The sequence below is a fragment of the bacterium genome (genome assembly GCA_016716565.1).
Classification (GTDB): Bacteria; Bacteroidota; Ignavibacteria; order Ignavibacteriales; family Ignavibacteriaceae; genus IGN2.
The window spans coordinates 174,639-197,581 of sequence record JADJWC010000001.1 but is presented as its reverse complement, the minus strand read 5'-3'; the positions used below and the strand labels follow the sequence as shown (position 1 = coordinate 197,581).

The following is a 22,943-nucleotide window of genomic DNA, read 5'->3' as shown; positions in this document are numbered from 1 at the left end:
AGTAAAAAAATGCGAACCCTTAAAATATCTCTCCTGATTTTTAGTATGCTGGCTACTCTGTTTGCACAGCAGGATAATATTTTTCATTCTGAAAAGACACTATTAATTCCTTTTTTAACACAAATGAATGATGACCCTGCTCAAAAGTTAAGACAAGAGTTAAATATGATAATAAATGAATCAAGATTTAAACAATCAGTGAGAGAAAATTATCTGATAGATAGTCTGATATCCGAGTCTGTGACCGGTGCTAAAATTAAATTTTTCTTTGAATACAATATTGATGATAAAATAGTTGAAAGAACAGAATTCAATAATGATCTAAATGGTAATTGGCACTTAGTAGGGAAGGACGAATATTTCTATGATACAATTGGAAATTTGATAAGAGAAATTTACTTCGATTGGAATAATACGACTTGGGATAGTTCACTTCAAATCCTATCTGAGTATAATCAGGATAATAACCTGATTTCAACAACAATTCAAACTTACATTTTGAGTAATTGGGAAAATGAAGAAAGAATAACTTACACTTATGATCAGGCAGGCAGGCAAATAACTTCATTGATAGAATTATGGGAGAATAATCAATGGATTAATTCAGGTAGAGATTTTAGTTATTATTCTACTGAAAATAGACGAGACTCGTTACTATTTCAAATTTGGGAAGGCAATGATTGGCAGAATTACTGGAGAACTTCATTTTATTACGACTCTTTAACAACATTTCTTAATTATGCTATTGCACAACTTTGGACAGGAATTCAATTTGAGGATTATTTACTATTAAAGATAATGAATGATGAAATAGGCAACCAGATTCAACAATTAGAACAAATTTGGAATGGTAGTGTTTGGGTGAATGATGTTAAAAAAGATTATACATACATCTGGAATTATTTTGAAAGTTGTAATGCTGAATTATGGAACGGGTCAATTTGGGAACCAGGAGATACTCCAATAATCATAAACAATCCCGATGGATTTAAAATTGCAATAATCTGTCAAAGTATTCATATATACTATACAATTGTAAATGTAGAATCTACAAATTCAAATATTCCTAACGATTTTTCATTGTCTCAAAACTACCCCAACCCATTCAATCCGGTAACAAAAATAAAATATAATATTCCCAATCAAAGTTTTGTAATGATAAAAATCTATGATGTTCTAGGCAATGAAATCGAAACTCTAGTTAATGAAGAAAAACCTGCTGGTGAGTACGAAGTTGAGTTTGATGGAAGTTCACTTTCAAGCGGAATTTATTTCTATACTTTGAGAGTTTCAGATAAATTTCTTTCAGGTAAAATGATACTTCAAAAGTAATTTTATCAACCATTTAATCCATTAAATCTAAAAAAGCCTGATATTTTCAGGCTTTATTTTTGTTATCCATATAGTAATTATTTTTAATTGTTAGTTAGAAACTAATCATTGAATGAAAAAATTGATCTTACTAAAAAACTCTACACTTTTCAACTTTTTAAGGGGAATAAAAATGAAAAATGCTTTCGCCTTATTTTTTATGATGCTCATTCTAACCTCAAATTCATACGCACAATGGTTTTGGCAAAATCCTTCACCTCAAGCAAATACACTTACATCAATCTGTTTTACAGATGAAAATACCGGTTATGCTGTAGGATTTAAAGGAGCTATAATTAAAACGACAAATTGTGGTGATGATTGGGAAAATATAGATCTTTCGGATTATACTTTGCGCTCAGTATTTTTTTTAAATGACAATTTAGGGTATACGGTAGGCGCTTATGGCTCAATCTATAAAACAACAAATAGTGGTACAGACTGGATGAATATATCGATTTCCAGTAGTATCCATTTGGGGTCCGTGTTCTTTACTAATGAGAACACAGGATATGCAACAGCATTAAATGGTATAATTGTTAAAACAACGAATGGAGGGAATGATTGGTTCTCTCTAACCAGTGGTACGACTAACACTCTTCAAACCGTCTATTTTAAAAACGACAGTACCGGTATCATTGCTGGGTGGGGCGGAACAATTCTTAAAACTACTGATTATGGTTCAACGTGGATTTTATTGCCAAGTCCTATTAATGAAAAGTTATTGTCAATTTCTTTTGTCAATGATAGTATTGGATTCATATCCGGAGATTATGGCGGACTTCTAAAAACTACAGATGGGGGAAATAATTGGTACATTCAAAACAGTGATATAGGTATGAGTATTCCGAGGATTTTTTTTAGTAACGAATTTGATGGTCACGCAGTTGGAATGGACGGAATGTATGCCAGGACAACTGATGGGGGAAATAACTGGTTAATACAAAATTTGGGAACTTGGAATCAACTTATCTGCATAATATTTATCGATTCAACTACAGGATTTATAGTGGGTAAGTTTGGAACTATTCTTAAAACTACGAATGCTGGTGTAAACTGGACAAATAAAGTTACAGGGCCAATAGTGAATTTGTCATCCGTTTTTTTTGATTATGATGCTTTTACAGGTTATGTAGTAGGAGATAATGGAACAATTCTCAAAACGACAAATGGCGGTTCTAATTGGGATTTAAAAGTAAGTGGAACCTCAAGTTCTTTGCGCTCTGTTTGCTTTTTAAATGCGGATACAGGTTATGCAGTTGGGAACGATGGTAGAATTGTTCAAACATTAAACGGGGGCGAAGATTGGTTGGTAAAAACCAGCGGCACTTCTTACAGACTAAATTCTATTATCTTTCCAGATCAACACTTTGGTTTTATCGTCGGCGATACTGGAAAGATTTTGAAGTCAACAAACAATGGAGAAAACTGGGTTAGTAAAAATAGTGGGACAAGTGCAAATCTTTTAGGAGTTTATTTTTCAGATATCAATAATGGTTTGGCAGTTGGAGCTGGTGGCATAATTCTGAAAACTACGAACGGTGGAGAAAGCTGGATAAATCAGATCAGTGGAGTGTCTTTCGATTTAAATTCCATATACTTAACTAATTCTAATATCGGAATTGCAGTTGGTGATCATGGCACTATAGTTAAAACAACGAATGGAGGAAATAATTGGTCAGCTTTAACAAGTGGGACTAATATTCCGCTCTATTCAATTAATTTTATCCAGGCAGGCAATGGTAATATTGGCTATGCTGTTGGTGGACAAATGGCTGGTGGACTTGATGTTGAAGGAATATTATTAAAGACAACAGATTTCGGTGATTCGTGGATTTCTTATGACTGCGAAACAAGCAGGGTGCTGCATTCAGTTTATTTTCAAGATGAAAACATTGGATATACAGTTGGCGAAGGAGGAACGATACTCAAAACTATTAATGGCGGTGTTCCTGTAGAACTGACAGCATTTACTGCAACTATTAATGGAAATAAAGTGATCCTCAATTGGGCCACGGCTACAGAGACTAACAGCAAGGGATTTGAGATCGAGCGAAAATCATCTGATAACAATTTTGAATCAATTGGTTATGTCTCAGGATATGGAACTACAACTGAAGCAAAAAGTTATTCATTCACTGATGAAAATGTTAATCCTGGAAGTTTTAAGTATCGTTTGAAGCAAATTGATTTTGATGGTTCATTTAATTATTCTGATATTATTGAAGTTGAAGTATCAGGTCCAACTGAATTTACTTTGGATCAAAACTATCCCAACCCATTCAACCCATCAACAACTATTAGATATGAAATATCTGAGAGAGGTTTTGTAACAATAAAAGTTTACGATGTTTTGGGAAAAGAAGTAGGTACCTTAATTAATGAAGAAAAAACTGCAGGCAGCTATGAAGTTGAGTTTGATGGAAGTTCACTGACAAGCGGGATTTATTTATATCAACTGAAAGCCAGCCACTATGTTGAGACGAAGAAGATGATACTAATGAAGTAAAATAGAAAAAATATTTTCATTCAATCCCCCATCGATTAAAACTGGTATGGGTTTTTATGTTAATAATTTTCATTCACTACTTCAAAAACTACTTCAGTGATTTTTAAGTGCTTTAATTATAATATGTTACAGCGATGGGTAGATGCCTCTTAATCAGCAGGTCGCGGGTTCGAATCCCGCAGGATGCACGAAAGGTGCGGAATTGAAATATATTTCGCACTTTTAATTTTAAATGGTAACAATGATTCGGGAAATTTCGCCTAAATTGATCTAGTTTGACGCCAACTGCGCTCAACTTCGAATTCAAACACTACCTCAGTTATTATTAGCTTTTAAATGAAAAAAATTTAAGGTGACCGGATATGGATTTTTATCAAAGGATGATGTATACATTGATGGCAATTCTAGAGCAACTTCACCATAATTCTCCGCTAGTCTTTCTTCCTTTTCTCAAGTGAATGATTTAGCAACCAATCATAAATTTCAGGGTTGTTGTAAGTCTCTGTCCAGGCATCATGGTTAGCTTCAGGATAAATAGTAAACTTTACTCTTCCCCCGGCATTTTTTAATGCATCAACCATTTTTTGCCCATCAGTGATTGGAACAATATCATCCCTTTCACCATGAAAAGCCCAAACCGGCAGATCTTTTAAAACATAAACATCCTGAGAATATCCGCGGGCACAAACTGGAATTATTGCCGCAAACCTTCCGGGATTCTGAATTGCAAGCGACCAGGTTGCATGTCCTCCCATACTCAATCCGGTTAAATACTCTCTGTTCTTGTCAATATTATATTTTGCTTCTATTTCATCAAGAAAATGTATGAGCAATTTATTATCCCATGTAGTTCTTTCGGGGCATTGCGGTGAAACAAGAACGAAGGGGAATTCCCTGCCATCATCAACTAATTTTGGAGGACCATTTCTTTTTATTATTTCTAAATCAGATCCCCTTTCCCCAGCGCCGTGAAGAAATAAAACTAATGGCCATGGCTTTGAAGCATCATCATAACCATCTGGTAAATATAAAAGGTAATTTACTTCGTGTGTTTCTAAAACCTCTTTATGAAATTGCTGGGGAACATTTTTCCCGGTAATGTTTTGCGAGTGTATAGTATCTGTCAGAAAGTAGAAAGCTAAAACAAATATCAGAATTGTTAATAGAATTTTCATATCTTACCCGGAATGATTTTGAAATGTGCCAATGTTAATGTTATAAGTTAAATAGAAGCTTCGTTCTCTTTATTAAAAAAAAGAATTTTATTTCTATTAATAGCTAATAAATAAATTCTGCCAACCATAAAGTGCTGATTTGGATTTCCCCTTGCGATCATCTGGGTGTTCTGTAGTGTAAAATACAACAACGTTTCATTTCCCATCGGTTCTACGACCTCTAATCGTATCGGGATATTCTCCACGCCAGATTTTTCGCTAGTGATCATAATATCTTCCGGTCTTACTCCGAGGGTTACTTCTTTATCGGCATACTTCAGCAATCTATTTTTATATGAATCATCAAGCGATATTTTCATGTTGAGATTATCAACGAAAAAATACAGCTGGTCTTGTTGTAAAATCTTTCCATTCAGAAAATTCATGGCAGGACTGCCAATGAATCCCGCCACAAATTTGTTCGTCGGATTCCCATATAATTCCAGCGGGGCGCCTATTTGCTGGACCTCCCCATCCTTTAGTATCACAATTTTATCCCCCATTGTCATAGCTTCAGTTTGATCGTGAGTCACGTAAATCATCGTAGCACCAAGATTTTTATGCAGCTTAGAAATTTCTGTACGCATCTGCACTCGAAGTTTTGCATCTAGATTACTGAGTGGTTCATCAAATAGAAAGACTTTAGGTTTCCTCACAATAGCTCTTCCTACCGCCACCCTCTGCCTCTGTCCTCCGGATAGTTGTCTTGGTTTTCGCTGAAGGTAGTCCTGTAAATTTAAAATCTCAGCAGCTTCTTCGACACGTTTTTTTATTTCGTTGTTATCATACTTCCTTAGCTTTAATCCAAATGCAATATTTTCAAATACAGACATATGAGGATAAAGAGCATAGTTCTGAAATACCATTGCAATGTCGCGGTCTTTTGGCGGAACTTTATTTACAATCTTTCCATCAATAAAATTTCACCGGATGTTATTTCTTCTAAACCCGCAATCATCCTTAGTGCGGTTGATTTCCCGCAACCCGAAGGACCCACAAGCACAACAAATTCTTTATCATTTATTTCAACGTTTACATTTTTAACTGCGACGTTTCCGCCCTCATAAACTTTTGTTGTATTCTTGAGTAATACAGTAGCCATAATTATTTGCTCCTTTAGGGTAAAGAAGATTTTTCATTCTGCATTAAGTAATACCATTCATACATTGGAACAGTGATAGGAAATGCTGCTATCCTTCCGCCAAAACCAATTAACTTGTAAGTAAATGTGTTCAATTCAGATAATTCAAGATTATCAATTACCTGATCGTAAATCTGCAAAGAATATTTTTTAGCATACTCAATAGTCTTTTGAGTTAAAATATTCTGGAGTTTGTTTAATTCAAGCTGAGTTTGGAAAACACTTTTTTGTTCTGCTGAGATTGTATCGTTGTTATTCGAGTCTAAATAATTATTTATTTCATCATCAATTACCTTTGCAGAATCGTAAAACGATTCCATCATTAATTTTGACATATAATGATCTCTCCACATTGAAACTCCATTCGTTACATCCCGATTATCCGACAATCCTCTTTTAATTCCCTCCCTAACCAACATTTCATCTTCAATAAATTGCTTCACCGAAGCACTTAGGGTTTTCTTTAAATGTTCTGAAGAAAGATTGTCAAGTTCGATTTTTTGATAATACAAGTAGTAAAGAAAATCCTTTGAGGAAGCAGTTCCATCTTCAAATTTTATAAATGTGGAATTTATATCTGAAGGATTTATCAAATTGATTGTCTGAATAATATATTTTTCCGAAAGAACAACTTTGAATAAAGAATCACTAAGATTATGTGGATATTCTTTTTTAATAACAGAGTAAAGCGCGTTGAATATTTTCAAAAAAACTTTTCCTTCGGCCTCTATACTTTTTCCCCCGATTAAACTATCGAGATAAGCCCCGCCCACTTGCTTCATTTTTCTATCCCGCAGTGTTTTTGTTACAATATTTCTTCCATGCTCATTGGAAAGATTTATAGCAGGATTGTGATTCTGGCTGACAAGCTTAAAGATAAACCAGCCATCACCGGATTTAATTGGAAGAGAGATACTCCCCGGTTTCATTCCAAAGAGAAGGTCTTCTACAGCTTGATCGTCCAATGAGCCAAATACAATTCTCAACGGTGTTTGCTGCAGACTTTTCTCTCTTCTTGGGGAAAGAACAGAATCAAAATCAGCACCTTTAATTAATTGATCAGAAATATTGAATATTTCTGCCGAATCTTCTGTTGATATTATGTTCACAAATAGTTCAAGAGTAACTTGCTGCATGCCTATATTGAATTCTTTATCGCTTATTTTGATTTTTGGCTCGACTTCTGTTTTATACAATTCATCTTTGATTAATAATCTTCTCAGAGATTCAAGCGAAGATTTAACAGATTCGAGAGTATCAAATCTTTTTGCTCCCCCTCAAGCGACCAGAGTTTTTCAGCTATCAGTGAATATAGAAATTCCTTTTTAACGGTATCAATATTATCCGTTGAATAATTCAAATGAAGCATAAACTCATAACGATCTTTGAATTCCTCTACTGTTATTTTTATTGATCCAACTTCGGCAACAACAGCAGTTTCTTGCTGAGTATAGCTAATATCTGCTAAAACAATCAACGCTGTGAATAAAAAGGCGAATGCATTTGGATAAATTTTTAATTTATAATTTTTCATTTTGAGTTATTCCTTCACGCCTCCCATCATAATTCCTTTGATATAATATCTTTGAAGCGTTAGAAAAACAATTATCACAGGTATAATTGTAAGAACAGATCCAGCCATCATCAATTCAGGATCGCGTGTATGCTCAAGCATTAAATTGGAAAGAGCTACCGGTAGAGTGTACATTGATTCATCAGTAAGCGCGATTAATGGCCACAAGAAATCGTTCCATGTTCCGAGGAAGGTAAATAAACCAAGTGTTACTAATATTGGGACCGCAAGCGGTAAAATTATTTTTCTATAGATCTGGAAGTCAGTTGCGCCATCCATTCTTGCAGCTTCAATAAGACTATCGGGAATGGACAAGCAGTGTTGACGAATTAAAAATATTCCGAAGATGTTCGCGAGACCCGTTACTATTATTGCTAAGTAGGTATTAATCAAACCAACCGATTTTAACATAAGAAATAGTGGCAGCATGGTTATCTGGCTTGGAACAATCATATTAACTAAAAGAAGACCGAATAATTTATCTTTTCCTTTAAATCTGTACTTTGCAAATGCATAGCCAGCCATCGAATTAAAGAATAGAGATATTGTTGTAACCACAAGTGAAAGAAAAATACTGTTGAAGAAATTCTTAGCAATGTTTAATCTTGTAAAAAGTGTTTGATACTGATGAAGAACAACCTCGTCAGGAAAGAATTTTGGTGGAAAAACACTTGCAGCGCCATCAGTCATAAAAGAGGCACTTAGCATCCATACGAACGGAATTAATGTTGCTATCGATGTAATAGTGAGAAAAGCATATAAAAGTATTTTTTTCATAATGTTAATCAGAACTTTTTTGCACTTTAAATTGAATCAGAGTAACAATTAAAATTATAAAGAAAAGAACGAATGCGATGGAAGCTGAATAACCCATATTCCACCAACGGAATCCTTCTTGGTACATATACTGCACAATGCTTAAAGTTGAATTCAATGGTCCTCCCTGTGTCATTATATATGGTTCCGCAAAAAGCTGGAAGTATCCAACGATAGTAATTATACTTATAAACAAAGTAGTAGGGGCCAGCATAGGAAGCGTGATTGATTTAAATTTCTGCCACTCACTCGCACCTTCAATTGAAGCAGCCTCATAAAGATCTTCGGGGATATTCTGTAAGCCAGCAATGAAGATTATCATATTATATCCGAAACTTTTCCAGACAGACATTAGAACTATTGCAGGCATAGCCCAGTTTGGATCACCAAGCCAATCAATCGGATTTATTCCGACTAAACCAAGAAAGTAATTTAGTATTCCAAATTTTGGGTGATAAATGAATCGCCATACTATTGCAACCGCCACGAGAGTTGTAATGTAAGGAATAAAATAACTAAGCCTGAATATTCCTTTATACTTCAGCAGTTTTGAGCTTAATAACAAAGCCGCACCCAGAGACACAGCAATTGAAAGAGGAGTTGCCAGGAGAACATAATAGGATGTATTCTTCAATGATAACCAGAATAATGGATCTTCAAAGAGTCTTATATAATTTTTTAGACCCACAAACCTGACTGTATTTATATCTCCCAGCGCATAAATATCAAAATCAGTAAAGCTTATTATAAACGCTGCTATTACTGGGATGAAAAAGAAAATAAAAATTGCTATCAATGCGGGGGCAATAAAAAAGTAAGCCACAGTTGCACTAACATTGAATTGTTTCTGTTTTACTTTTTTAGACATTATCTGTTTTGTCTATTGTTAAATTGTTTTATTGCTTTGCTGTTTTTTGCGATTTGACCCGCTCTTGACGAGGTCTCGACTCTGTTGGATAATATGGCATATTAGCGATACAACAATTTATCATTTTGACGCTTGACCTTTGACTTTTCACTTTTGACTATCTATCAGCCATCTTCTTTTTTCAAGTATTTTATCCACATCTTTATCAAGATTTGCCAAAGCCTCGTCGACACTCATCGCACCACGAGCCGCAAGCTCAGCGTACTGCTGAACCTTTGAGAAAGCAATCTGTTCCCACTCCGGGACCTTCGAGTAGCAACAACATTATTAAACTGTTCATAAAAAGCTTTCATATAAATATTATTTGCAATTGAAGAATCTTCCCAGGCTTCTTTAACCGCTGGAAGATTGTAAAGTAGTTTATAAAACTCTATCTGTGTTTTTTTCTCAGAAAGATATTCAATGAATTTCCAGACTTCTGTCTTGTGCTTTGAATTTCTGAATATGACGAGACTTGAACCGCCTGCAACCGAAACGCCGGGATATTTATCTCCGGTTTTTGAAGGCAATGGAGCCGTTGACCATTTATCGGCAAGATCACCTGTCATCCACTTTTTATATTCATTTATATTCCACGGTCCGGATATGTAAATTGAGAAGTATTCATCCCTGAGTGCCTGATAAACATTTGTCACCTGAGATATTCCAATCGGGGCTAACCTCTCTTTATGAAAATTAATCAGGTAATTAAAAGCTTCTTTGTAATCTTTTGAGCTAAAGTTGCCCCTTGTGTTTCTATCTTTAAGAAGAGGAGAACCATTTTGCAAACCGAAAACAATGAACGGAACCCACTCATTTGTAGGAAGGTAAATAGCATACTTATCCTGTCCCGGGAACAGAGACTTAATTTTCTTGCATAGGTCGTACAACTCATCCCAGCTTTTTGGCGGCTGCTTATAACCAGCCCTTTCAAATATATCGGTTCGATAAAACATTAATCTTGTGTCAATATACCATGGGATTCCGTAAACAACAGAATCAAGAACGTTCGTATCCCAGATTCCGGAGAAATATTTATCTTTTTTTATGACTTCAGATTGATCAATAAAATCATCAAGGCTTATTATGGCATTGAGAGAAGAGAACTGCGGAATCCAGGTGTTGCCAAGCTGGCAGGCATCGGGCGTATTATCACTGGCAAAAGCAGTGATAAGTTTTTCCTGAGCTGCATTCCACGGAACTGCCTGCACCTTTACTTTTATGTCAGGATTTCTTCTTTCAAATTCGGGAACAAGTTTTGTAACGTATTCCGCCTCAGAGCCCATTGCCCAGAAAGTTATTAGTGTGCTTTTCTCAGTATTTTCTGAGCAGGAGGCAAATAGAAAAAGTATAAATATTAAAGGCTTATATGATTTCATTAAGGAAACTATTTCGTTAAAACCATTTTCCCTGTTTCAATTCGATCCTTGAAATTTATCGTATAAAAATAAATTCCTGAATCGGCAGCATTTCCATTCTGATCTAATCCATTCCAGGTTATTTCATTTTTTCCGGCAGCAAATTCTCTGTCTGCTAATTTTATTATTTCTTCACCAAGAACGTTATAAATATTAATCACAACCTTTTCTGTTTTAGGCAAAGCAAAGACAATTGTTGTGGAAGGATTGAATGGATTGGGGTAATTACCGAATATTAGAAAATCTTCAATAGGTTTTTCCTCATCGTTAATTCCTACGGTTGAATCAGGAACAAAACCAATCGAATCAAGCATTGCTGGAATTTCAGAGTTCGCCATAAATTTATTCCACAACAGATTACTTCTGTGATTTTCTATCATTACTATAATCGGACCCTGATCAATTGAGATATAACTGCTTGCAAACCAGTTTACGTCAAGATTAAATGCGTCTTTAAATCCATATTCACCCCAAAGATTTCCATAATATGTTCTGTAAAAATTCTTCAATGCAGAAATAGATTCTGTTGGTGTATATGGCATTGAAGATAAAGCGGCAGTCGGTGCGATAGTTCCATTATCATTTACATAAGGTTCGTGAGCAGAATACCCCGAGGGCTCGTCGGAAGCTGTTAAGCCCCACGTATCAGGTCCATATCCAGTATGACCGAGGGGATTAGCAATACAATAAGCTCTGTTAATTAATGTATGATGTCTGTTATTTAAAAAGTAATTACAATAATCATCTTTAATAAATCTTGAATCAAATCCAAGGAAAGAATAATGAGCGAAGAAAAGAGGTCCACCGTAAGGATCACCAACCCAGAGTTTATATGTATAATAAGTTTGATTGATAAAATAACTTGTTGAACTTGCCCATCCATCGTAATAGAGGCTTGCAGGTACACTATAAGTTGGCGAAGCAATCGCCAGCAGATAGGTTATCATAGTTTCATTATATCCAACAAGTTTAAAATTCATTTGCCAGCCGTAGTTGGGTGACCAGTGCCAGTAAAGATAATTACTAAATGATGATCGGCGGTACCAATCCCATTCAACTGTTTCCCAGATTTGAGTTATTAAATTTCTTATTTCTATTTCCTCAGAAGTTGACTGATCGAAATATTGTCTTGCAGCAAGAAGTCCTTGAATCATAAAGGATGTTTCAACAAGATCACCCCCATCATCATATTGACTGAAAGGAATAACAGCTCCGGTTGTCCCATTCATCCAGTGAGGAAAAGCGCCGTGGAATCTGTCAGCCTGAGTATTGAGAAAATTAAGTATAGTCAACATTCGCTGAACGCCTTGTTCCCTGCTTATGTAATTTCTTTCTATTCCAACAAGCAAAGCCATTACTCCAAATCCGGATCCACCAACAGTAACTATCTCTCCCGAACCCAATCTTTCTCTAATTAACCCCGATACAGGATGTGCATAATCCCAGAAATATCTGAATGTGGTTCGTTGAACCATATCCAGAAATTCCTCATCTGTCATATCGTGAGTTGTAACTTCAACACTGTCGCTTAACGGTGATTCATTACCCGAATCATCATAAGCACTTACTTTAAATGTGTTGGTAACGCCTGTTGTTCCGATATTCAGTGAAAGATATGTTTTCTCTTCCGGAACATTTGTATAAAACACAAATTGTCCGCCAACTTTCCTATAAACTTTATATCCTGCTAAATCTGATTCAAAGTTGTTAAACCAATCAATATCAATGTGCTTTTCGTAACCGCCTCCAACAATATTTTGCGGAGTAGCAGGTGGAATCGAATCAAGTACAACAGAAATTAACTCAGCTGCTTCAGCTGGAACACTGCCAACAAATAGAGTTATTAAAACTGCAAAAAATATTTTTTTCGTAACCATGGCCAGTTCTTTCTACAATTTTTTCTTAATAATCTTATAGGAAAACGGATTTAATGTATACTTTTTGTTATTTACAATAAATGTTTTTTTCTGGTTGTGAAAGTTCAATAAAAATAAATAGGAATACTTTTTACATTTGCGAATTACAAACTGTATATCCGGGTCAGAAACCTTCACTTGTCTTTTAATTCCACCCATCGAAACTAATTTTTCAATTAGTTGAAGATGTTCATCGGTTGTATATCCAAAGGTAAAACCAAAAATTGTTGCTTTCCCTTTGCTAATTTTTTTTCTGATTCCGCAAACCTCACCGCTCTTTGTCGCGGAAACGATTTCAGAGTTATTAACTCCAATAAAAATCTGTTTCTCCTGAAACACAGTATAAATATCTTCGATATCCAAAGCATTAACCTTATTAGGACAGGCGGATTTTTTAAAATCAATTCTAAGTTCTTCTTTTAAAACCTGACAGGTATTAAGATATAAATCAAGCACCGGAATTGCCGGATACAAAATCAGATGGCCGCCAGCTTTCACATAATCTGCAAGCAACAATTGAGTTTTGCCATCCATAAATTCCGTTGTGACAAGCCAGAGCTGTTTATACTTTAACAGATTTTCGACAGTTGTATTTTCTAAATCGTTGATATCATAATTAAAATTTAATGTCTGTAAAGCCCGAAGTAATCCATTAAAAAATATTTCTTCACGAACAAAGCGAGGATCAAGGGAAAGACCAAGCGTGCTAACATCAAGTCTTTTTTCTTTGAGAAGCTGCGAAGTGGTCAACTCTGTATAGAAATATGGTTTATATAATCCAACACAAATTTCAGATTTTGCCTTACTGATTAATAGCTCTACTTTTTCCCGAGTAATGAAATCATCAACTTTTTTTATTGAATCATATAACAGTGACTTTGTAGCTTTTGGATCAAGAGGTGTCTGATAATAAAAAGTTTTGCCATTAAAACCCTTTCCCTTGGGATTTATTCCTTGCGAGAACATGTAGTAGTTAAAACCTTTTAATCCGTGTGCAAGAGAGGCCAAATAGAATGTTTCCATATCATTTGAATCACATTTAACCTGATGTTCCCGTGTGCCAGCCTGAAACTCTGCTGCCCAGACAGGACCACAAGCTTGCATTGCTTCCAGAATTTTGTTGCAGGCAAGATCTGAGTGAGCATTGCGATATGAAACATATTCAGGAATATGGTCAAGTCCGAATACAACATCGGTTCGTGTTCTCATAATCTCTTCATAGGTGCTTATGAGCATTGGGAGTTCGGCAGCATTACCATAAATCCATCCGGGTATATTGTGGCTAAGCTGGATAGTAATATCATAACTTCTGATTTTTTTTATTAGCACATCCAGATACAAAGCAAAGTAGTGTCGGTAAAAAAGATGGAAATCATAATAAGCACAGTAATCCTGCTTGTTTTCAATTCTTCCAACAGGGGCAGCTATACTTTCAAATGAAGTATAATTTGTTCCGTAAACTGAATTTAAAGCTTCGATGGATTTATATTTTTCTTGTAGAAATTTTTTATAAAGTTTAATGACAACCGGATTGTAATCAATCTTTCCTGACAGCCACTGGAAAACTCCAATCTCATTGCAAACCTGCATCATTATAATCGGACCATTATTGGAAGCCTCGTAATCAGCTATTATCGGCATTACTTTATCATACCAGCGAAAAGTGTAATCAAGAAATTCATTCGTCATGTAAGAAACAAGATTCGGGGAGATTATTTCCCCAAATTCATCCAGCGCAAAAGTATTTTTGCTTATTCGTTTTAATAACCAGCCGGGCAATCCTTCATGTTCATATTCAGCAAGAATATATGGACCGGGCTTAACAATTAAATCTAATCCTACCTTAGTGCAAAGCCGAATATATTTTATTAGGTTTCGTGCCGGGTTAGTTTCACCTGTAAAATCAAATTTACCCTCTTCGTACTCATGCCAATCCCACGGAATATATGTCGATGTTGTATTTGCACCGGATTGTTTTAACAACCGCAAATGCTTCTCCCACAACCTCGGATCAAGTCGAAAGTAATGTATCTCACCGGATATTAAAAAATATGGTTTGCCATCTTTCTTAAAAAAATTCTTTGAAGCTGCGAAGCTCATTTAATTCTTATAAAGCCTTTCATCTATTTTGAATAGTAAATATATACGTCTGCAGGAAATTCATTTATGAGTATTTCTTTCTCAGAAAATTCTTTAATCTCTTTTCCATTAACAAGAACTTTTTCAGGAAGACTTGACCCATTGAAATTTTTAATTTTTATTCCACCAGCCGGAATATCAATATCGCCATAAATTGAAAATTGATACTGGTTTTCTTCCTTCTTTATTGAATAGGAAACTGCGCCATAATAGGTGGGAAGATTTTCAACGGACATTCCATTCGGCGAATCAATCCAATCCTGGTAAAGAGCGGCAGCAAGAACTAAAGAAGAATCATACTCTCCGCCTTCGGCGGATTCATAAACAAACATAGAGCGAACTGCATTTATAAAATCTGATCCGCACCAGGTATGCGGCATATCGCCGATAAATTTAGGGGCACGGTAATCTTTCCAAACAACTTCTGCCCAATGGTTCCATCCCTGTGGTCGTTGATCATTTAAGAAAAATTTTATCAGCTCGTGTGCTCGTTCCGGTTCATCCAGATATATAAAAGAACCAATTAAACGATTCTCATATGGGGTGTAGTTAATCCAGTTAATTTTTCCATCTCTTCTGTTCTTAAAGAACTCATAATATTTTTCGAAAGTATTAAACACTTGCGGTTTGGGCAGATTGCTCAATTCGTTGCAAGGAGTTAATGCAATTGTTGTTGAAGTTGCATCGAAATCACCAAGCTCTACACAACCGGGGATATAATCAATACCTCTAACTTTCATTGCAAGATTTAGTGAGTTGTATAAATTATCCCGAAAAGTATCCTGACTTTTTTTATTCTTTCATAGTATTCTTTCTCACCGAGGATCAATTGAATCTGTGCGGCGTCTTTCAAACCTTTCATAGTAAAGAAATTATCCCAGTATGAATGCATTGGTTTTGCTGAGTAACCTTCGTGACTTATCGATTCTGTGACCAATCCATAATACGCACGAACGCTGTCATTCCCGTTTTTAAAGTGATCGGTCGATCGTTCAGCGATTAGGGATTCGATATATTCAACAGCTTTCAAAACATTTTCATTTTTTGAACGAAGGAAAGTTGTGTCTTTAGTAAAGTTGAAATATTCTTTAATAAGATAAATCATCTGTCCGTGACTGTCGTGTTCAGGTACAGGATCGGGACCTCTGGAATCAACCACGCATGGGACCTTCCCGTTTTCGTACTGATGTGCTGCATACCAATCAATAAACTCTTTTACTTCTTCCACAATTCCTGATTTTAACAATGCAGATGAAGTTAATGAACCATCTCTTATCCAGCTTCTTTCATACGAACGTGAGCCAGGCTGAATCCCAGCCTTATCTCTATTAATTAATATATAGGCAATATTGGATTTCCAGGCATGAATTATTTTATCAGCAGATTCAGGGAGATTGAATTTGATGTGGTTTAATTTTTCTTCCCAAAAGTCTTTTGTCTCCACAAGATTTTGTTCAATGAGACTGCCGTTTAAATTTTGCGGAAGAGTTTCCTCCCCATAAAAAGGAACTGCCAGATAAACAACTTTTTCTTCTCCTGGCTCTAAATTGAAATCATATTTCAGAATACCGCTCGCAAGGCCGGTCTGACCAGTAGGCAGGTGTGTTGGATCGACAACAGATATGTTCGTAGGTATTTTCCCTTCCCACAGGGAAGATACTATATTATATTCATCAAATGCAGAAGCACCAAATGAATTGTATTTTGTGACAGGGAAAATTACTTTGTCATGATTAACATAAATTTTTCCATCCTGCTCTTTGATGGAATTTATTCTTCCAACTCCACCTTCAAGATTTAGAAACTGATAGTACGGATTAACCTGGAAAGGACGAACCAAAAGGTATAACTTATTAGATTTAATCTTTTTTTCGGACATATTATTTATAGAATATTTTAAGTAAAGAACTGAACCTTCATTAGCCTGACCGTTGGCAAAAGCTCTAACATCCAAACTAACATTACCAACTGACTCCCATTTTACATTTGGAATTGGCAAGTAATTATTCTCTAGAGATTGTGATTTTAAAGTATTGCTCCAGTTTAATAATTGAATACCATTGTAGAGCATTGGCTCTATGGAAAAACCACCCCTCTCAATCTCTACCATTCCATCTTCATTAATTAACGCTTCTTTGACATCGCTGTTTAGGCCAACTACAGTCCAATATGATGCTTGTTCAGAAAAATATCTAGGAAAGTCCCCAATCAATGAATTTTTTGACGCATAGACTATAAAATCGTTTAATGACTTTGTTTTATTGACACTTAATATTTTAATTTCATTAATACCATATTGAGCTTCATTTCGTTTTATCAAATTTATTTTAATATATCTGGTTTCTGAATCAGGAAGTCTTATAAAACTCTTCTCACTTTCATTATTTGATACTGAATATACTTTCTCCCAATCACTGTTATTTTCCGATATTAAAATTTCAAACGAAGTTGCCCATACTTTGTGGTGCCATTGAATATATAAGCCACCAAATTCTCTTACATTCTGAAAATCGATTTTCACATGTTGAACTTTCTCCGGTAAACTTTGCCAAAAAGTTTCAGGATTATTGTCGAAGCAATTAGATATTGGATTTTGAATTGTCGAAGAAGTGCTGAAGACTATTGGCTTTGGATATGATTCAGTTTCAAGAGGTCGTGGCTCAAACTTTAATTCATCAATCCAGATAGTTCCTTTTCCTCCAACAACTGAAGCGATTGTAAATTCAATTCTGTCAATTCTTTTTAATGATTGATCATTCGTTGGTCCCCACGCAAATTGAATATGTCTTTTCTTGATTTTTATTTTTTTCCAGTCTTTCGGGAAGTCGTAATTGCGGTTGTTTACCCACCAAACATTCTGACCGGTGCTGTCGAGAAATTTTATTTCAAAATTGTTTGACGGGGATTCCGCTTTCAGGTAAAAAGTAAATTCAAAATTATCAGGAAGATCAAGTGCAAACAGTTTCTGAATTCCACCATAACCCGTTCCCTTGGTAAAATCATAACTGAATCTAATACATTTGCCATACAAGCCATCATCTTGTGAAATATTAATATTAACTGCATCAGCTTTGAAATCATTCCAACCAACAACTGGTTCAAAATCGTCGAGTGTTGTTGATTGGGCACATAAGATTGCCAAGTAACACATTGCGAGCAACAATGATTTATAAAATATTTTTCTTTTCATATTTATATCCTAAATATCTTTTTACTCAACAACTTCAAAAGAAGTTGTAATTAAATCCACGGAGTTACCGCCTATCATAACATTAAATTTACCGGGCTCTATAACCTGCCGTAAATCTTTATTAAGAAATGATAGCATATCAGGAGAAATTGTAAAACTCATTTTTCTGGTTTCTCCAGGTTTTAAATTTATCTTTTGAAATCCTTTTAACTGTTTAACAGGTCTTGTAACACCTGCAACTTCATCCTGGATATAAAGCTGCGCAACTTCCTCACCCTCATATTTCCCTGTGTTCGATAATTCGACTGAAACAGTAAAAGAATCGGTTTTATTAATTTTTGTTTTATCGACACTAATGTTTTTGTAACTAAAGTCCGTATAACTCAAACCAAAACCGAAGGGATAAAGAGGAGTATTTGGTGAATCAATATACTTTGATGTAAACTTATCTTCCTCCTCAATTGGCCGCCCGGTAATTTTTTGATAATAATAGATAGGAATCTGTCCCACGCTTCTGGGGAAAGTTACAGGCAATTTACCGGATGGATTGTAATCCCCAAACAAAACTTCAGCAATTGCATTACCTGTCTGGTCACCCAAAAACCAGGCTTCAACAATTGCAGGAATATTTTCTGAAATCCAGTTGATTGTTAAAGGTCTTCCGTTCATTAAAACAATAACAATGGGTTTTCCGGTTGCATGAATTTTTTTAATTAATTCTTCCTGAACCCCCGGAAGATCAAGATTTGTTTTACTTGCAGCCTCACCGCTCATTTCACGATTTTCACCAACGACAATGATTACTGCATCGGAAACTTCAGCTATCTCAACGGCTTCTTCATATCCGGATGTATCATCATCGTTTATTTCACACCCTTCTGCAAAATTGATTTCCGTATCGTCACCCAAATAATTTTTTAATCCCTGAAGAACAGTAACTACATTGTCTTTCTCACCAAATGCTGCCCAACTGCCCAATAAATCTTCCTGGTTACTTGCGAGTGGTCCAATCAAAGCAATTGATTTAATATTTTTATTCAATGGAAGAATCTGATATTCATTCTTCAACAACACAATTGATTCTTTTGCAAGTTGAAGAGCAACGCTGTCCTTATAGCTTTTTCTCAAATCATTTTTCTCGAAGGAATCGATGTCGACATAAGGATTTTCAAACATCCCAAGTTTAAATTTCAATTGCAAAACATATCTAACCGCCTCATCAATTTTTTCGATTGGAATTCTTCCCCGTTCGACAAGATTTTTGAGATTTGGCGAATAAACATTTCCATCAATTGTATCTCCAACCATATCAATAGTTACTCCAGCATTAAATCCAAGAAATGCAGCATCTTCTTTATTCTTTGCAAAACCATGATAAACTAACTCACCAACAGAATTCCAATCGCTTACAACAACTCCTTCCCAGTTCCATTCATTACGCAGTATTTGAGTAAGCGTGAAATAATTTGCAGAAGCCGGCACCCCATTCAAATCATTGAAAGCACTCATAATAGAAGCAACGTTATTTTTGACCGCTGAATGAAATGGAGGCAGGTAAACTTCCCTCAAAGTTCTTTCTGAAATATCAACTGAATTATAATCTCTTCCTCCTTCTGCCCCGCCGTATGCGACATAATGTTTGGAAGTAGCAGCAATCTGAGTTTTATCAGGTTCATTCTCGCCCTGGAAACCTTTCACTTTTGCAGCTGCAAAAATGCCACCGAGATAAGGATCTTCACCAAATCCTTCCACTATTCTTCCCCATCTCGGGTCTCTTGCAATATCGACCATCGGGGCAAATGTCCAGCGAATTCCCATCGAAGCAGCTTCAAATGCTGCAATGTCTGATGCTGTTTTTACTAATTCGGGATTCCAACTGGAGGCTTCACCTAGAGGAACCGGGAATATTGTTTGACAGCCATGAATAATATCCGTTGCAAAAATCAGTGGAATTCCGAGTCGTGTTTCCTGTACCGCAATTCGTTGAATTCTGTTTACCTCTTCCGGACCATCATCGCCAAATAAAAGAGATCCAACTTTGCCCTGACGAATTAATTCTTCCCGATATTCATCAACACCAACAATTTGAACAAGCTGTCCGATTTTTTCATCAAGCGTCATTTTAGAAAGAACATCTTCAACCCGGGAATTAATTTTTTCCTGGGCCTTAATTAAAATGCTGTATTGAAGTATAAGCGGTAAGAAAATAGCCAGAGTAAGTTTGATATTCTTTAAAAGCACATCAGTATCTTAAGAATAATAAATTGTTATTTATTTCGGGAAAGAAGTCAATTTTTCCCTGCTATTGTAAATCCCAATCTCTCCAATCCTGTTAAAATAATTTGATCTTTCATTACATATTTCCAGATCAATCCCGACCTGAAATTCTCGATCATTAATAACAAGGGACCCTGATCAATTCCGATATACTCTTTATTAAACCAATTTAGTGTCGGATTGAAGGCATCGAGATAACCGTACGATCCCCACAAATTTTTTCCAAACTTTTCATTGAAAGACTTTATAGTCGGGATTACGATTTCTGGAGCAAAAAAGATGGATGATATAGCCGCATAAGGAGCGACTGTTCCGTCGTCGAAATAATTTAAATCAGGACCGCTTGTTCCTCTTCCGGCATATCCCAGAAATTCTTTGCTGTCAAAATTATATTTTTCAGTTGGACCATCTGAAGCCGAAATTCCCCAGCATAATGAATCGTATCCTGCCCAATCGTGTGGATTGTCAATTGCATACTGCCTTTGAACATAAGTAGCACGACGGGAGTTTTCGAAATAATCGATCCCATTTTCAATCATATATTTATCCTGCAATCCTTTGGGATCAACGAAACAAAAAGAAAATTGATGACCGAATAGAGGTGGAAATGCAGCGTGTGAAAGTCCCGGATAAGGAGTTCGCCAATCGTAATGCTTTAACCATTCTTCAAAAGCAGTTTCAGCATTAGTCATTCCGCTGCCAGCGGCAAGTATGTAAAGGAATAGAGCTTCGTTGTATCCAACCCATCCCATATGGTGCAAACCTTGTTCAGGAGTCCAGCCCATTGAAATGGAATTAGGATGATTTCCCGATACGGGCATTTGAAAGAAATCCCAGTTTAGCCTTCCAATAAGTTTAGAAGCTAATTCGCGAATTTCATTTTCAACATCATTATCTAAATTGAAATAGTTCCGGGAAAAAATTATCCCCATCATCAGAAGACCGGTATCAACAGTTGAAAGTTCGCAGTTCCATTCTCGAGTTCCGGAATTCATTCTAAGAAAATGATAGTAAAAGCCCTGATAACCCGTAACATTTGTATCGGAGCTTTGAACGGAATTCAAAAAGAATCTAAGGATTGTCAAAGTAACGTCAGCGGCTTCGTCTCTCGTCATCCAGCCCCTTTCTACACCAACTGCGTAAGAAGGCAGAGCAAAGCCAATTGAGGCGATGCTTGCCGGAGCCCAGCTTGCTGAACGGTCTTTTACCAATCCATTTTCAGGATTTCTTTCGTTCAAAAAGAATAGAAATGTTTTTTGCTGAATTGAATCCAGCATTATTTTCTCTTCAGTCGATAATTTATAAGCCTGATATGTTGGATATAAAACAATCTTATCGGCCGAATGACCACAACCTATCACAAGAAACAAAAGCAGAAAAAGAAAGATGTTGTATTTAGTTAAAAACAGTTTAATCATAGTTTTTCATATCATTAGTTGAAACCAATTCCAAGGGTTAGCCGATGTGTTTCTGCTAATCTTCCATAATCAGCGTAAGCATAATCAAAACGAATGTTATATGAATTAGCAATATCAACCTTGAATCCCGCGCCCAAAACTAAACCTCCTTCAAGATCACTTAAAAATAAATTCCTGTAACCACCTCTTAGAGAAACATATTTAAGCAAGTTCAATTCACCGCCGAGATTTACACTTTCAGAATTGTCGTTCGGATGCATTGCATCTGCCGCAACTAATAAATTATAATCGTCACTGAAAGTGAAAGTGTAGGAAATACCCGCTCGGAAGATTACCGGTAATCCAAAACTATTGGTTCTTAGCTCAGCAGGTAAGCGATCATTGTCACCGTACTTGTTAGGATCGAAATCATAATTCAGATAAAGATCCCGGCCATCGTAAGAAGCATCTGCGCCGAAGTTTGATAAGCTCGCACCAACAGTTAATCCTTCATCCAAGATCTGATACTGAACTCCAAGGTTCAATCCAAAAGTTGAGATACTGCTGTGCCAGATAGTTTCAGTAATATAGTTTACTTGTAAACCAATGCTGACTCTGTCAGTTACCATTAATCCGTACCCAAGACCGAAGGCAAGGTTCTTTACCGTAAATCTTTCTCCTGTTCCCAAAGGCTGCTCAACAGTTCTAACATCCATTTCACCAGAGTTTAGAATTGTAGCAACCAATGCAAAAGTTCCAATGCCTTCCAGATTAACTCCTGCAGCAGCATAGTTATAATTAATATCTGCAAGCCATTTATTAAATGTGAATTGAACATCAGTGCCCGAAATCCTTCCAAGGCTGGCAGGATTGTAAAACATCGAAGATATTTCACCCCCGAGTGAAGCTCCTGCATTTCCGATGGCCGCAATTCTGGCAGATGGCTCTATCTTAAGAAACTGACCGATAGTTGTACCGGTTTTACTTTGTGCAAGCAATGTGCTTGAAACTAAAATTACAAAACTGATAATTGAAGACAGACGGTAATATTTTATTGTTTTCATTTTGACCACCA

15 protein-coding genes and 1 pseudogene are annotated in these 22,943 nt (G+C 35.9%); 2 read left to right on the top strand and 14 right to left on the bottom strand.

Annotation, left to right across the window (positions count from 1 at the left end; all coding sequences use genetic code 11):
• Positions 1–9 precede the first annotated feature (9 nt).
• Positions 10–1,332, top strand: coding sequence for a T9SS type A sorting domain-containing protein (locus IPM14_00895; GenBank protein ID MBK9096678.1), 1,323 nt, complete (start codon positions 10–12; stop codon positions 1,330–1,332).
• A gap of 172 nt (positions 1,333–1,504) precedes the next feature.
• Entirely contained in the window at positions 1,505–3,880 is a 2,376-nt protein-coding gene (locus IPM14_00890; GenBank protein MBK9096677.1) for a T9SS type A sorting domain-containing protein, read from the top strand.
• 431 nt (positions 3,881–4,311) lie between these two features.
• Here IPM14_00890 and IPM14_00885 read toward each other — a convergent pair whose 3' ends face one another.
• The 14 genes and pseudogenes from IPM14_00885 to IPM14_00820 all read right to left on the bottom strand — a co-directional run bounded on the left by IPM14_00885 (position 4,312) and on the right by IPM14_00820 (position 22,932).
• Entirely contained in the window at positions 4,312–5,055 is a 744-nt protein-coding gene (locus IPM14_00885) for a prolyl oligopeptidase family serine peptidase (GenBank protein MBK9096676.1), read from the bottom strand.
• Between the two features lie 47 nt (positions 5,056–5,102).
• A pseudogene (gene ugpC / locus IPM14_00880) lies at positions 5,103–6,196 on the bottom strand (sn-glycerol-3-phosphate ABC transporter ATP-binding protein UgpC).
• A 14-nt stretch (positions 6,197–6,210) separates the two neighbouring features.
• A complete protein-coding gene (locus tag IPM14_00875) occupies positions 6,211–7,431 on the bottom strand; it encodes a peptidyl-prolyl cis-trans isomerase (protein ID MBK9096675.1) in 1,221 nt (406 codons plus the stop codon).
• Between the two features lie 23 nt (positions 7,432–7,454).
• On the bottom strand, positions 7,455–7,769 hold the full coding sequence (locus IPM14_00870) for a hypothetical protein (protein ID MBK9096674.1): 315 nt from the start codon (positions 7,767–7,769) through the stop codon (positions 7,455–7,457).
• Between the two features lie 6 nt (positions 7,770–7,775).
• Positions 7,776–8,585 carry a carbohydrate ABC transporter permease gene (locus IPM14_00865; GenBank protein MBK9096673.1) on the bottom strand — a complete coding sequence of 270 codons (810 nt, stop codon included), beginning with the start codon at positions 8,583–8,585 and terminating at the stop codon, positions 7,776–7,778.
• Between the two features lie 4 nt (positions 8,586–8,589).
• The gene (locus IPM14_00860; protein ID MBK9096672.1) at positions 8,590–9,492 is read right to left on the bottom strand and encodes a sugar ABC transporter permease; all 903 of its coding nucleotides are present in this window, start codon (positions 9,490–9,492) and stop codon (positions 8,590–8,592) included.
• A gap of 233 nt (positions 9,493–9,725) precedes the next feature.
• The gene (locus IPM14_00855) at positions 9,726–10,910 is read right to left on the bottom strand and encodes an extracellular solute-binding protein (protein ID MBK9096671.1); all 1,185 of its coding nucleotides are present in this window, start codon (positions 10,908–10,910) and stop codon (positions 9,726–9,728) included.
• An 8-nt stretch (positions 10,911–10,918) separates the two neighbouring features.
• A complete protein-coding gene (locus IPM14_00850; protein ID MBK9096670.1) occupies positions 10,919–12,826 on the bottom strand; it encodes a T9SS type A sorting domain-containing protein in 1,908 nt (635 codons plus the stop codon).
• A 12-nt stretch (positions 12,827–12,838) separates the two neighbouring features.
• Entirely contained in the window at positions 12,839–14,965 is a 2,127-nt protein-coding gene (locus IPM14_00845; GenBank protein ID MBK9096669.1) for a beta-galactosidase, read from the bottom strand.
• A gap of 23 nt (positions 14,966–14,988) precedes the next feature.
• Positions 14,989–15,744, bottom strand: coding sequence for a hypothetical protein (locus IPM14_00840; protein ID MBK9096668.1), 756 nt, complete (start codon positions 15,742–15,744; stop codon positions 14,989–14,991).
• A gap of 8 nt (positions 15,745–15,752) precedes the next feature.
• Positions 15,753–18,194, bottom strand: coding sequence for a discoidin domain-containing protein (locus IPM14_00835; protein MBK9096667.1), 2,442 nt, complete (start codon positions 18,192–18,194; stop codon positions 15,753–15,755).
• 21 nt (positions 18,195–18,215) lie between these two features.
• Entirely contained in the window at positions 18,216–20,315 is a 2,100-nt protein-coding gene (locus IPM14_00830) for a glycoside hydrolase family 3 C-terminal domain-containing protein (protein MBK9096666.1), read from the bottom strand.
• 167 nt (positions 20,316–20,482) lie between these two features.
• The gene (locus IPM14_00825) at positions 20,483–21,889 is read right to left on the bottom strand and encodes a Tat pathway signal protein (GenBank protein MBK9096665.1); all 1,407 of its coding nucleotides are present in this window, start codon (positions 21,887–21,889) and stop codon (positions 20,483–20,485) included.
• A gap of 14 nt (positions 21,890–21,903) precedes the next feature.
• Entirely contained in the window at positions 21,904–22,932 is a 1,029-nt protein-coding gene (locus tag IPM14_00820; protein ID MBK9096664.1) for a PorV/PorQ family protein, read from the bottom strand.
• Between the last annotated feature and the right edge of the window lie 11 nt (positions 22,933–22,943).